Annotated in this window: 12 protein-coding genes and 1 pseudogene; 5 read left to right on the forward strand and 8 right to left on the reverse strand. The window is 59.8% G+C overall.

What is annotated here, in order from left to right; translation table 11 throughout:
- Positions 1-464: 464 nt before the first annotated feature.
- The 3 genes from EYW42_RS19135 to EYW42_RS19145 form a co-directional block, all read right to left on the reverse strand.
- Positions 465-653 (reverse strand): hypothetical protein, encoded by a 189-nt coding sequence (locus tag EYW42_RS19135; RefSeq protein ID WP_135537051.1) that lies wholly within the window; start codon positions 651-653, stop codon positions 465-467.
- Positions 653-1,048, reverse strand: a complete 396-nt coding sequence (locus EYW42_RS19140) for a hypothetical protein (protein WP_202613973.1) — start codon at positions 1,046-1,048, stop codon at positions 653-655. Before EYW42_RS19140 ends, EYW42_RS19135 begins: the two co-directional genes overlap by 1 nt.
- Positions 1,049-1,776: 728 nt before the next feature.
- Positions 1,777-2,136 (reverse strand): HVO_A0114 family putative DNA-binding protein, encoded by a 360-nt coding sequence (locus tag EYW42_RS19145; protein ID WP_202613974.1) that lies wholly within the window; start codon positions 2,134-2,136, stop codon positions 1,777-1,779.
- A 147-nt stretch (positions 2,137-2,283) separates the two neighbouring features.
- Here EYW42_RS19145 and EYW42_RS19150 point away from each other — a divergent pair, with 147 nt between their 5' ends.
- The gene (locus EYW42_RS19150) at positions 2,284-2,646 is read left to right on the forward strand and encodes a DUF7718 family protein (RefSeq protein WP_135537052.1); all 363 of its coding nucleotides are present in this window, start codon (positions 2,284-2,286) and stop codon (positions 2,644-2,646) included.
- Between the two features lie 6 nt (positions 2,647-2,652).
- On the opposite strand, the gene EYW42_RS19595 is transcribed toward EYW42_RS19150, so the two are convergent.
- Positions 2,653-2,796, reverse strand: coding sequence for a hypothetical protein (locus tag EYW42_RS19595; RefSeq protein ID WP_161972987.1), 144 nt, complete (start codon positions 2,794-2,796; stop codon positions 2,653-2,655).
- A gap of 43 nt (positions 2,797-2,839) precedes the next feature.
- Between EYW42_RS19595 and EYW42_RS19155 the strand changes: the two genes are divergently transcribed.
- Positions 2,840-4,567 (forward strand): type IV secretory system conjugative DNA transfer family protein, encoded by a 1,728-nt coding sequence (locus tag EYW42_RS19155; RefSeq protein ID WP_135537053.1) that lies wholly within the window; start codon positions 2,840-2,842, stop codon positions 4,565-4,567.
- A gap of 22 nt (positions 4,568-4,589) precedes the next feature.
- Here EYW42_RS19155 and EYW42_RS19160 read toward each other — a convergent pair whose 3' ends face one another.
- The 4 genes and pseudogenes from EYW42_RS19160 to EYW42_RS19180 all read right to left on the reverse strand — a co-directional run bounded on the left by EYW42_RS19160 (position 4,590) and on the right by EYW42_RS19180 (position 9,395).
- Positions 4,590-5,234, reverse strand: a complete 645-nt coding sequence (locus EYW42_RS19160) for a hypothetical protein (RefSeq protein ID WP_135537054.1) — start codon at positions 5,232-5,234, stop codon at positions 4,590-4,592.
- A gap of 257 nt (positions 5,235-5,491) precedes the next feature.
- Entirely contained in the window at positions 5,492-5,872 is a 381-nt protein-coding gene (locus EYW42_RS19165; RefSeq protein WP_135537055.1) for a hypothetical protein, read from the reverse strand.
- 599 nt (positions 5,873-6,471) lie between these two features.
- Complete coding sequence (locus tag EYW42_RS19170) at positions 6,472-7,545, reverse strand: transcription initiation factor IIB (RefSeq protein WP_135537056.1); 1,074 nt, start codon at positions 7,543-7,545, stop codon at positions 6,472-6,474.
- Between the two features lie 853 nt (positions 7,546-8,398).
- Positions 8,399-9,395 (reverse strand): annotated as a pseudogene (locus EYW42_RS19180) (hypothetical protein).
- A gap of 295 nt (positions 9,396-9,690) precedes the next feature.
- Between EYW42_RS19180 and EYW42_RS19185 the strand changes: the two are divergent.
- The 3 genes from EYW42_RS19185 (at position 9,691) to EYW42_RS19600 (ending at position 12,168) form a co-directional block, all read left to right on the forward strand.
- Positions 9,691-9,933 (forward strand): hypothetical protein, encoded by a 243-nt coding sequence (locus EYW42_RS19185; RefSeq protein ID WP_135537057.1) that lies wholly within the window; start codon positions 9,691-9,693, stop codon positions 9,931-9,933.
- Positions 9,934-10,039: 106 nt separating this feature from the next.
- Positions 10,040-11,191, forward strand: a complete 1,152-nt coding sequence (locus tag EYW42_RS19190) for a hypothetical protein (protein WP_135537058.1) — start codon at positions 10,040-10,042, stop codon at positions 11,189-11,191.
- A 2-nt stretch (positions 11,192-11,193) separates the two neighbouring features.
- Positions 11,194-12,168, forward strand: coding sequence for a hypothetical protein (locus EYW42_RS19600; protein ID WP_161972988.1), 975 nt, complete (start codon positions 11,194-11,196; stop codon positions 12,166-12,168).
- Positions 12,169-12,174: the final 6 nt, after the last annotated feature.

Raw genomic sequence — 12,174 nt, forward strand, 5'->3', positions numbered from 1 at the left:
ATACCAGCGCACACAAATCACCGTGTTGTCTGGTGTTTTCTCAGAAAGTGCCAGCAGGGCTTTAGCCTGCCACGCGGTAAGAACCACCGAATTTCCATCGCACATAGCTCGGTCAACCCCCCACTCTTCTCGGAAGCGTCTACCAAGTCCTTCAGATCGTACAACAAGACAGCCACTTCTCGAATCAGTCATCGACGGGCCGATGCATCGCTACTCGTCGACGATCCACGGATTCGCATTCTCGGGCCACCAGTTGCTCGACCGGACAGACACACGAGGTTCCTGTTGAGGTGCTGGGGCTGAACAGGACCTCGTTACAAATCGATAACGGTGGGTGTCGTGTCCGGAGCTAATCGCGAAACAACCATCGGGAAAGCCCAGCGCTCACGACGACTGTGAGCGCTCGGAACCTGGAGGTGGAGGGGTGGTTCGGGATACGAAAAACGAGTGCCGGGTATTCGCAGCTACGGCACCTGCTCCTCAGTCGTCACACAGTCGTTCGTCCAGTCGATCCCGGCGACGTCGTCGACCTCGTAGCTTCCCGTTCGACCACAGACCGCACAGCGATAGCACTCGAAGAAGCCGTTCGACGATTCGCGCTGGCTTGCACGCTCCAACTCCAGCCGTCGACTCCCACACTCACAGACCAACATCACCGTCGCGCCTCCTCGGCTGGCATCTCGATCACAGCTGCGCTCTCGGTGAGTCGGCCATCTGGGCGCGGGACTCGACCGGCTCGAATCTCCATGTCGACCCGCCGGAGGTGTTTGCACCCACCGTCCGGCTCGCCTGTCTGCCAATCCGGGCACGAGCACGTCTCTGAAACGACGTCGACCTCGTAGATGCTCCCGCTTGCGCCCTTCTGGACACCATAGATGCCGCCTTCCTGCGAGAGCCACACGTCCATCTCCTCGGTCAACGCTCGCTGCGTCCGCGCGTCCTCGATGCGATGGCCGCCATCGGTGACGACCGTCGGGATCGTCGTTCGGAACTCGCTGAGTTCGGTCTGTACCAGTACGCTCTTGCCGCTCTCGTTGATACTCGACATTGCACTCACAAGGTGCGAGGCGCGGCGAACGCCGCGTCTTCATTCATCCTCTTCCCGACGACCTGAACCTCGACACTGCGGGCTACCGCTCGCGCCTCAGGTGCCCTGGCGCGAGCGGGTCACAGAGGAAGGCGCAACGCCCGCAGCCACGCGAACGTCCAGTGGAGTATGCCCGGTCGCCGAACGGAGCGACCAACGGGAGCGGAGTGAGGGCAGTTCCGAGCACCAGCTGGAGCGAAGGAACCGACGGGCATACCCGCTGGCGCGCGACCCATTCGCGCGAGCGAGCACGGCGACCGCGGGCGGCCGCGCCTGACGACACGCACACACCGAGGTTCCTGAGCAACTCGCGCTGCCCCAGCTGGGTCGGTACGGCGCAATAGCGGGGCTAGATGAGCGACCGACAGCAACAGGCACTCTCTCGACTGGCGTCTCGACGACGTCCACGCGACCAGCAATTAACCAACACTGACGCGCCATACCGCGTCTCTGTTGGTTAATCCGTTTGTATCCCTTTACGGATTCTCTGCCCTTCTGCCGCCGAACACACCACTGCCGCCGAACACACCACTGCCGCCGAACACACCACTGGTTTCAGTGTTGGTTGGCGCGACCGACACCCGGTATCGACCTGTAACACACCGCGTTTCGAGTGAAAAACAGCCACGTCGGTAGCTGGCGAGCTAGCTGAGAACAGCACGTGCTGGTGGTGCGCAGCGATAGCGTCGTCAGCCGTGGGTGACGGCAACCGGCTCGACGACGATCGTACCGGTCCGGAGGACCGGGCGCTTTGCACGGCCGTTCTCCTCGAGCGTCGTGACACCGTGCTCGGCGAGGACAGCGAGGTCCCGCGAGACGGCACCTTTGTCACGGCCGACCTCCCGGGCGAGGTCGCGGACAGACCCGTATTCGCCCACGCGAAGCGCGTCGATGAGTTCCCGTCGCCGGTCTGTGAGGACGTCAGCTGCCTCGCTGAGAGCGAGCACAGTCACGTTATCGTAGTCGCTCTGGGCGAGCGTGCGGCTGAACTCGGCCCTGTCTGCAATGCGGTCAGCCGTCTCTTCTCCCGCATGGTTTATTTCAGACACATATATCACCCTCTCTACTGTTGCGTTAGAAGTCAATAGTGATAAAACCTCTGCTGAATTTCGCGGGGACGGCCGATTGATCCACCAGTGAGGGTGGTATCTTGGGCAGCGTTTTATGCCAGGCTTCGAAAATCGGTATGAGTGAGTATGTCTGAATCGTATGACTACGCCTACCCTCTTGGCACACACAAAGGGCGGATGATTCGCCTCGCGGTCGATCTCTCTGACGCCGTCGACACCGCGACCGCCCCCGTGACGACCGATTTCGCTGTCTGGTTGTTCTACTGGATGCCGTCTGAGGACGCACCCGACGCCTCACATGAGCACATCGTCCGGATCGACGATCGAAAGCACGGCGGCCCACACATCGACCGATTCTATAGCGAAGAAGGCGGGAAAGATACCTCTCTCCCGTCGGATTTTGATGCTGCGGATGCTGAGGAACGTCTGCGCGAGGACTGGCGACACTTCGCCGACACCTACTACCAAGCTCACGGCGGCTGGCGGTGAATGGAGTTAGAACGCCTCGATTGGGTCGTAGATACCGCCGGACGTCCCGGGCGCATCGGCGTTCGGTTCGACGCCACCCGTGTACTGCACATCGAACAGGGATGCGACCAGTTCACTGATCCCCTCATCACAGACCGATGGAGAAGACACTTCCCCATCCAGTAAATCAACGGCACAATTGGAGAGTGAACTCGTGAGCGCACGCACCGATTCTGAGTCTCAAACTGAGGACTACCGGCAAGAGGACGAGGTAGAGATATTCTTCAAGATCGCGGCGGTGATGGCGGCCGCGCTGCTGTTGCCCTGGGTGTACGCCATCCTCGAGCGCGCGAATTTCCATGACGTCAAGTTCGAGGGGCTACATCGTAGCCGCGCACTCTGGCTCGTCCCGCTGTTCTATCTGGTCGGGGCGGTCGGCACTGTCCTGCTCTTTCCAGCACACCTCAAACTGTTCTGGGCGTTTCACGTCCTCCTGCTCGCGCAGGTGGTCGAGCTCATCCTCCACCAGATAGGATATCTGACTGCGATGTCTCTCCCGCTCGTCGAGCAGTTCACGCTGCCCCGCGTCGGTGGCTTCGTCGTCGCACTCGGTATCACAGCGTATACTGGCCAGCGACTGCGTACCTGGGACACGGAACGCGAACTCCGTAGGACCATCAGCGACGGGAACTATGTCTTGCCGTTTCGGGGACTCTCTGCTGCAAGCGATCACATGAATCTCTCGCGATTTTTCCCACTGCAGAAAGACCGCTCAATTCTCGTGCTCGGGGAGACGGGCGCGGGGAAGACGGAGACGATTAAACATCTCTCCCATCAGATGCAGGCCGGAACGGACGATCCGTTTGTCGTCTTCGACTACAAAGGCGAATATCAGGACATCCTCGAACGCGACCACAACCACGAGGACCTGATCTACCTCTCGTCGACGGGCGCAACCGAACACTGGAATGTCTTCGCTGAAATCGAACGCGAGGCCGATATCGACGAAATCGGCCGAGCACTGTTTCCCAAAACGGAGGGATCTGAGTTCTTCAGTCCAGCCGCACGCCAGTTGTTCGTTGCGGTCGTGACGTATCTCCACCGAGAAGCCCAGGCGGATGATACGACGCCGACGAACGCGGATCTTGTGGCGTTTGTCCAGTCGACTGACAAACAAGAGATGCACGAGCAGCTTACCGACCATTCGGATCTTACTGCGGCGGCCTCGGCCATCGATCCGGATTCAGAACGGCAGGCGGCGGGCGTCTACGCGAACTTCCAGCAGATCATCGCTGACCTCTTCCGCGGCGACTTCGCTGAAGCGGGCGAGTTCTCGATCCGCGAGTACATGCAGGACCCACAGGGACGGACGTTGCTGTTGGACTTCCCGATCACAGAGGGCGACGCGGTCCAACCCGCATTTCGGTTCTTCATCGACTGGGCGGCACGCTTTGCGCTTGCTGACGACCGCGACACGTATTTCGTCCTGGACGAGTTCGCGCGCCTTCCTGGCCTCCGGAAGATCGGCGACCTGATCAACGCGGGACGGGGCCGGAACACCCAGCTCCTGCTCGGCGTCCAGTCGGTCGCACAGCTCCACGACGCCTACGGGAAAGACCGCGCGAATGCGCTACTGAGCGGCCTCGTCCAATCAGTAATCATGCGGGTCGGCGATGCAGCGAGCGTCGAGTACGCCCGGTCACAGATCGGCCGTGAGGAACAGCGCCGGTCCGTCCCCGTACATGACCGTGACGGACGCTCCGTCGGCCGCCAGGAACTCCGAGATGAAACGCATCCGATCGCCGAAAGCGACCTCGAACGTCTCGAAGATGGCGAGGCGATCGTCATCGTCCCCGACGGGTGGATGCGCGGCCTGATCGCCCGCTTCACAGCCATTCGGGCGCAGCTCGAGCGAGCGCTTGAACGCGCGACGAAAGAGTGACGGCAGCGAGAAGATAGCGTCCCTAAATTGGTTCCGGGATTCCGACTGCACTGAACCGGACGTTGACCGCGTCGCAGGCCGCGCAGTCGTCGATGAATGCACAGACCTGCAGTGAGGTTTCCATCTCCTGAATGGCCCCGCACACGCTGCATTCGTACGATGTAACGAACTGGAACGCGGCGGAGTCCTCGTCGGTATCGGGGCGGTTGCGGCTCCGTCTAGCAGTCGGTGTCTGTTCGTAACCGATCGTTGACATCGACGAATCCTCCGAGCAAGTACTATCCTCTCTAGTCGGAGAGTGCCACGCATCGCTGGGTAGGGCATCATAGACCTGAGACGGATCCGTGTGCTCTGTATCGACTGAGCCGCGTTCAGTCGGACAGTCAGCTGCGTCGGTGTCCTGACCGGACGGATCAGCGGTTTCACTCATCTCGTTCTGGTCATCGAGTGACGGAGACGAGTTCGTCGGGGGAAATTTCGTCGTCGACACACCGATTTCGAGGTACTCGGACTGTCCGTGGAGCTGCCCGTCGATGCCAGCAGCGAGTTCTGCGAGCGATTCAGCAACGACTGTTCCGGTTGTATCGCGATGGCTCGCATCGAGGAGCCAGTCGCGAAGGGCGGTTGCGGTGTCGAGTTCGAGTCTGAACGAGGGGTCTGTTGCCATTGGCTACGGTGCCTCCACGCTACTGGGGGAACAGAAACCTGCCAAGATCTGGGCCTCGGTTCGGTTGATCTCAGCTGAAGGACGACGTTCATTCAGGGGTTGTCAATGAGGTTGTGGCTGCCGGCCGACCGGAGGGAGGCCGGGAGCGGAGGGTGGGGAGGTGGAGGGATCATCGGGCGAGGGTCGCAATAACGGCCCTCCACAGGCCATCACGAGGTCGACCAGGTAGTGTGTTGTTCAAGGTGAACGGGTATCGATTACTCTCGTTCAAGGCGACGGAGCTGGCTCGTGCTCCGGCTCAGGAGAAACGAGACGCCGGACGTCGATGGGGCGAGCCGGATCTGGGCTTCTTTGGCCTCAGTAAGCATCCAGCCGTAGGGACCATCGAGTTCCATGAAATCGATCGCGCTTTCGACACCAGTCGTCGTGACGAGGAGCCGTTGCTCCCCGTCGTCTTCGATCAGGTGCGCCGACTGTACCGGGTCAGCCTCTGCGACGACGGACGCGGGTTCGGGGTCGTCATCAGGGACGATCTCGCCGGCGTCGTTCTCGACGGGCATTGGCTCGGCGTACAGGACGCCGTCGATATTCACTGGAATCAGGTCGTGTTCGCGTGCTTGGTTCCTGAGGTCGTGCATCGACCCCGAATACCGAACAGAGACACTGTCGGACCAGGCAACACACTCGATAACAGCCGATAGCTGTCGGAAATCGTTCGCAGCCGCCTCAAACCGATCCTTCGACATATGAGTATCTGAACGTGGTCGCTCTGGGTTAATTATCCCGGCTTTGGGAGCCGCCAGGATCAGGCAGAACCCGGAAAGTATGCCAGTCGGACTATACGATTAACCAACGAGGGGCTATACTGCCTATCCTGTTGGTTAATCAGTTTTTGAATCGTGCATCTTCACCTCATCTCGCCTTACGCTTCTGGTGCTGTCACTACGAAACGGATACCCCGGCAAACCTCACCCAGTTTCGAGATACACCGCTTGTCGAAGAACACCCCATATTCGGAATGTAAACCGTCAGAAAACCGCTTGAGACGGCCGTCTACGCACATCTCACTTTCACAGGGGAACTAACTGGACGACGGAAACCAGGGGTGAATACTCGAAGTTGCAGTGCTGTCGGTTGTGGCTGCCGGCTGACCGGAGGGAAGCCGGGAGCGGTGGGTGGGGAGGCGGGGCGTTACCGGGCGGTGGTCACGATAAAAAAAGAGGGCTTCGAGAGCCCGTTACCGCAGTCGGATGCGGCCGCGTTCGAGGACTGCGCCTGGATCATCGCTTCCGTGCTTGTCCACGTAGGCGTCGTGGAGCGCCTGCGAGTACCGGCTGACCCGATTTTTCGAGGTGTCGACGATGGTGCTTGCCGTCTCAGCCATCTGCGCCTGGGTGGCGATCTTTCCGTCAGTGAGCCGATCCGCCGCGTAGACCGCCGCTGCCCCCATCGTCAGGCGCGACGTCCCCGGTCCGACCGGTTTCTCGTCGGCGATCTCCAGGAGGTGGTCACTGAGTTCCCGCAACTCCAGACACGTCTGCACGTCGAGACTGTCGTCGAGCGCGATGAGCACATCGTCGACGACCCCCTCTCGCGCCGGGGGCACGTCCAGACCGAGCTCGCACCGCAACTTCCGCGCTGCCGCGCTCACTCGCTCGTACGAGGACTTCGTATACTGCACGACCTCGTCACACGACCGGGAGAATCCTGCCTCGGTCGCTGCGAGGAGTACCGCCCCGCCGGCGAGTGCCTCCCACGACATCCGGCCGCCGGGAAGGCGCGCATCGGCTCCTTGTTTCAGGAACAGCCCGGCATCCTCGGCCACGAACCCGGGAAGTGCTAGATTCCCGGTGATCGACTCGATATCGCGGAACCCCTCGTTGAGCCGAATCGCGCGTTTGTCCTCGACCTGGAAGCGCTTGTGCCGCTGCCGCAACCGCTCGAATTTGTCCATCTGCTCGCTCGATAGCGAGTTCCCGTACCCGTCACTGCTGAGGAAGAACGTCGTGTGCAGCCCCTTGTCGATTCGCAGCGGATTGATCGACTCACAGCTCCACTCTGAGGGACCGCTCCCGTCTGACGGCCCATGCACGCCCCGCGTCGGCTGGCGATCGACGTGCTCCGCTGAGACCACGAGACCACAGTCCACACAGTAGGACTCCTCATCGCTGGTGACGACCTGGCCGTCACACTCGGGACACGTCGACTGCCGCGCCGGCTCGTGCTCGACGACTGGCTCCTCGGACGCCTCATTGTTCTCGGATGCCTGTTCGACCGAAGATTCATACCGTACAAAGCTCGTACTTGACATTGGTTCTTTCACCGAACCTGAAGGCGCTCACGCGCCCGACACCGCGATGCACCAACATCGCGGATTTCTCGTCGACACCGACCGACAGACTCGTCTGCGCGCTCTCGCTCGCGCCTTCGCGAGCGCCCTGTGGGCGCGAGCGAGAGCGCGCCCGAGGCGGCCGCCCATCCAGCACCGCGCGCCGACCCGCCCGGAGCGAGCGGCCAGCGCATTCCCCGTTTCGCCCGCGACGCAACCACGTCCGTCGTGGGTCGGCGAGTCCCGGAACCCTCCGGAAGTCCGGGACCGAAACGGGAGAAGCGCTGGCGTCGAGGGCACATGCATTTTAGCCCGGAACGGGCGCTCGCGGTGCGGAGAGCGCCCGCACGCCCGGAATGGTCGGTCGCGAGTGACGCGGAGGGCGGCACGCGGCGCGCGGGGCGGGCCGTCGAGAACCACCCGTTCAGCCGAACTCGACGCTCGAGGAACCAGCCACTCTCCTGGCGGACTCAGAAAGGGCGAGGCCGTCTCGGCCGTCCCCCGACCCCGCTAGCACCGAACGAAGTGAGGCGCGCAGCTGTGGTCGCGGGATGCCGAGCGGCCGAGGGCTTTCATCACTGGTATCCGTCGAGATGATGCTCGATAGTGCGAATCGGCGACGGAGTCCGCGACCGCTGTTAACCAACAATCACTGGTCGTAACCGCCACTGTTGGTTAATCGGAATGCAAAACAGATTCGTCCGCAGACAGCCTGTTTTTCATTCGGCACGAGGGGGGTGTTTACTGGAAACGGTGGAGGTTCTTAACCAACAATACGGGAAAGAGATGCCAGCGTTGGTTAAGACGAAGCTGGAGCTCGTTTCAGACCCCGTCGCTATGACCGCGACCCGACTTCCGTGCCGGGTTTGAACTCGGTCAACTCCTCGATGCGCTGTTCGAGATCGTCGACTTCCTGGCGTAACTCTTCGGCGTCGGGATCGTCGCTCAGCGCGAGCTGATCCTTCAGTCCTTGTAGCCAGCCGCGTTTCCTTGCGCTCCTCGTCGACGTCGGCTTTCCGCACGTACTCGCTTTCCTCGATCTCGTAGACCGCCGATTCGGAGAGTTCGGTCACGTCCAGGGCCTCGTCGACTTTCTCACGATCGACGGCCAGAATCCGCTCACGAGGAATCCCCGCGTCCTCGAGCACGCCCATGACCTCGTCGTCGTCCTTCAGCGAGCGATTGCGGCGGCTGGTCCGCTGGACCGAGCCGTACTGGCTGTGGACCGATTGGTCGTGGTGGAGTCGCCCGAGGAGTACCTCACGCACGTCCTGCCGGAGGTCGCCGGTATTGCGCTGGACGTCCGACAGTAGCGTATAGAGATTGATGAGCGCGGGCGTCTCACAGTTCTCGAGCGCCGCCGGATCGTGGCGTTCGAGCGCGTCGATCAAGAGGAGCATGTCGGCGTAGATGTCGAGGTCGGGCTCTGTACGGTCTGCGGCGTCGGTCTGCTCGTCGGCGGGCTGGCCGGATTTCCCGGTGATGAGCTGGGACGTCGTCGGCTCGTCAGTTTCAGTGAGCGTCCCCGCCTGATCATTGATCTCGTAGCGGGGGTGAAGGCTGAGCGCTGCCGCGTATGGTTCTGCGTCCGGGGGCAGGCGCTGGAGGTCGAAGGTCCCGCCAACGTCAGTAATGCGCTCGATCAGCGTTTCGAACTGCTCGCGTTGGAGCGGCTGGGAGTCGCCTGCATCGATGAACTCGATGACGATGCGGTGTTCCTGAACGTCGGTGAGGCGGAAACGCGTCTCCGACAACGGCGTAATGAGCGTCGCATCCGCGGCGAGTTCCTCACACTTGTCGAGGAGCGTCCGCCAGCTCGCGGTAAAGGGCATAGTAGTCCTTGGTCGTATGGCGGGAAAATCTCTCGGCCCAGTCCTTGCTTGAAATGCGTCTCCTGCGGCTCTCTGACTGGATGGCGCAGTTAACCAACAGGATCACCCTATGCGTCGGTTGTGTTGGTTAAGCTGGATCATTCGTACGCAAAGTTGCGAAACGACGCGTCGTCACTCCGCTCAATGAGGCATCAAGCGGCGACTCAGAGATTCATGAAGCAGATCTTCTGTTCAATCGTACTATCCATGCGTCAAAGAGCAAGGACTTATCCACCCCTTTGTCGAACACGTAGACATGAGCGACGCCACTCTCGAACGCGCACGCGACGAAAAAGGCCGATTCCAAGCCAGTACGTCGCCAAATGACGTCTACGAAGCCATGGAGCAGCTGGAACCCTACAGCACAAACGAACTTGCTGACGAACTCGGATTCCCGCATCGAACTGCACTACATTACCTCAATCAGCTGGCTCAACATGACCGGATTCGCAAAAAGAAGACCGGCAAGCGAAGCGTGATCTGGATTCGGACGGAGTGAACGATGATGAACTCCTGTCATCCGGACTTAGTTAGTGTTATAAATCGGTTGTGTGTGCGTTTCGACACACAACACGTAGCGAACATATCGCCACCCAGGGATACCCATGGAAATTGATCCAACCTCTCTCCAAGGACACGACAAAGAAGATATCATTGGCGCCTTTGTCGAGCACGTCGTCAAAACTGAGGAGGAAGCCGAGGAGAAGGAAACTCGGGGCGGGAAAACCACGGATCTCAAACTCTATCTACTCGATAATCAGGGATTCGAGTTCGGAACGGTAGACGCGACAATCGAACGTCTCGCCACTAGCGAAGACACCGACCGGAACACCAAAAATTGGATCGCGGACCATGTCGTCGACGAACAATCCATTGACGACGACCTGTCCTTTATCCAGATCTCGACCCCTGATGCAGGGCGAACAGATGACTTCCTCATCGTCCGAAGTAATGGCTACTTCTGGATTCTGACCACTGAACGCAAAGAGTGGTGCAAGAAGACAGTCGAAAAGCTCATCCAGTATCTTCCAGACGTTGAGCGACTCTATCTATCTTCAGACGATTTAGAGGACATCGTCGAAGGGTTGCAAGATGCCTACGTCTCTGGATTCACCGCAAAGTATCACGCTCCGTATCGGAAACGAGACGCGACGCTCGTCTTCCATGGCGCCGAAGAGGACGACCTTGATAAGGCCGAAGAGGCGTTCGATGCCACACCGAGCAGGATCGAATGGGATCAAACCAATAGCCCTGCTGCTGCAATCCAGGGAGCAAACTCGAACGACGGCCATTTGTCCGTCGAAAACGTCCGAGAAGGCTCTGAAGCAAAGGCTGTCAACACGATTCTTGGACTGACCGAGGATTACCAGGAACGCGATCGCGCTAACTACGAAGTCGAACAGAAACCGACTCGAACGGTCTTCGACGATGGTAGTCAAGCAGTCGATGGCCACACCGCAATTGAACTCACTGACCCAGACAGGGACGACGCCCCGAATCTCGCCGCAGAACTCCAAGAAGACATCCTCTCCGGCCTGCAGTACAATGCGGGGATGTGGGGCGATGATACCCTCTTCGTGCATGACAAAGAGCACGAAGAGGTATTCGAGATCGCATTAGAACCCCCGAATATCGTTCTCTATGCGCGGGAGAATACGACTGCATTGAGTCTCCGAAGCTTCTGCCAGGAAGTCCTTGACGAGTTCGATTCGACGTATTCGCTGGAGAAGAAGCAGAACATGTTGGTTGGACAGTAACGATGAGCGGGGAACAGGACCACTGGCTTCGGCAAAAACGCGAGATACAGGCCTACAATACGTTCTTCTCCGCACTTTCGGCACGCGCCGACCCGTGTCTCGCTGCGCACGGCTTTGAAGCGCCAGTGGAGTTCCCCCGGATTGAGGGCCAACGCGAAGGTGTCGCTGCACATCCCGATTTCCTCCTATACGATGGCAGCGTCTTTCTGCTGGTCGAAATCAAACAGGGAACCAACATCGAAGACCGGCACATCGAGCAGATGGAGGAGTGCAACCGTGTCGGGATTGAGCGAGCAGAGACGTACCTCACGGACTCCGAAGTCCAGGAGAAGACCTCCTATGACGGGAACGTAGATCAGATCGAGACCTGCATCGTTTACGAGGGGATCGACGAGGAGTACCTCGAGAAGTGTCGGAATGAATGGGACAACTGTCGAGAAAAGCTAGAGCAACTCGAAGAAGAAACCGCTATCCTCACACAGGGACGTGGAGAGTCATTGCGGTTGCTCACTGGAGAGTTCAACTCTACTCGACTCCAATCCCGCTTCGAGGGCGGTATCGATCTCCCGGTGAATCCGAAGACAGAGTTCGTCGTGACGGAATCGTGGGAGAAAGAGTGCCTCGCGGTCGCCATCTCCCACACCTGGGGACACCAAGCTGCTTCCGGTCCGGTTCAAATCTCCGCGTCGGACATCCGGTCACACTTCGCACCCAGGCACGCTGTCCCCATGGGACGCATCAAACGGGTGCTCCACTTCCTGAACGAGATCGATGCCTGTAGCGAAGTGGACGACGAAGAAGAGACCTACCTCTACGAGTTCACCGTCGACCACATGCAAGCAATCCTCGACATTGAGCAGACGGTCAGCGAGCAATCTGTCGAGGACTACCTGATGGAAGACGACCAGACCGACCTCGACTCGTTCTTTGATGAAGATAGTGACGACGAGGACAACGAAGACGATGACACCCAGTAGCGTATT

Source organism: Halostella pelagica, from assembly GCF_004762015.1.
In the GTDB taxonomy this organism is placed as follows: Archaea; Halobacteriota; Halobacteria; order Halobacteriales; family Natronoarchaeaceae; genus Halostella; species Halostella pelagica.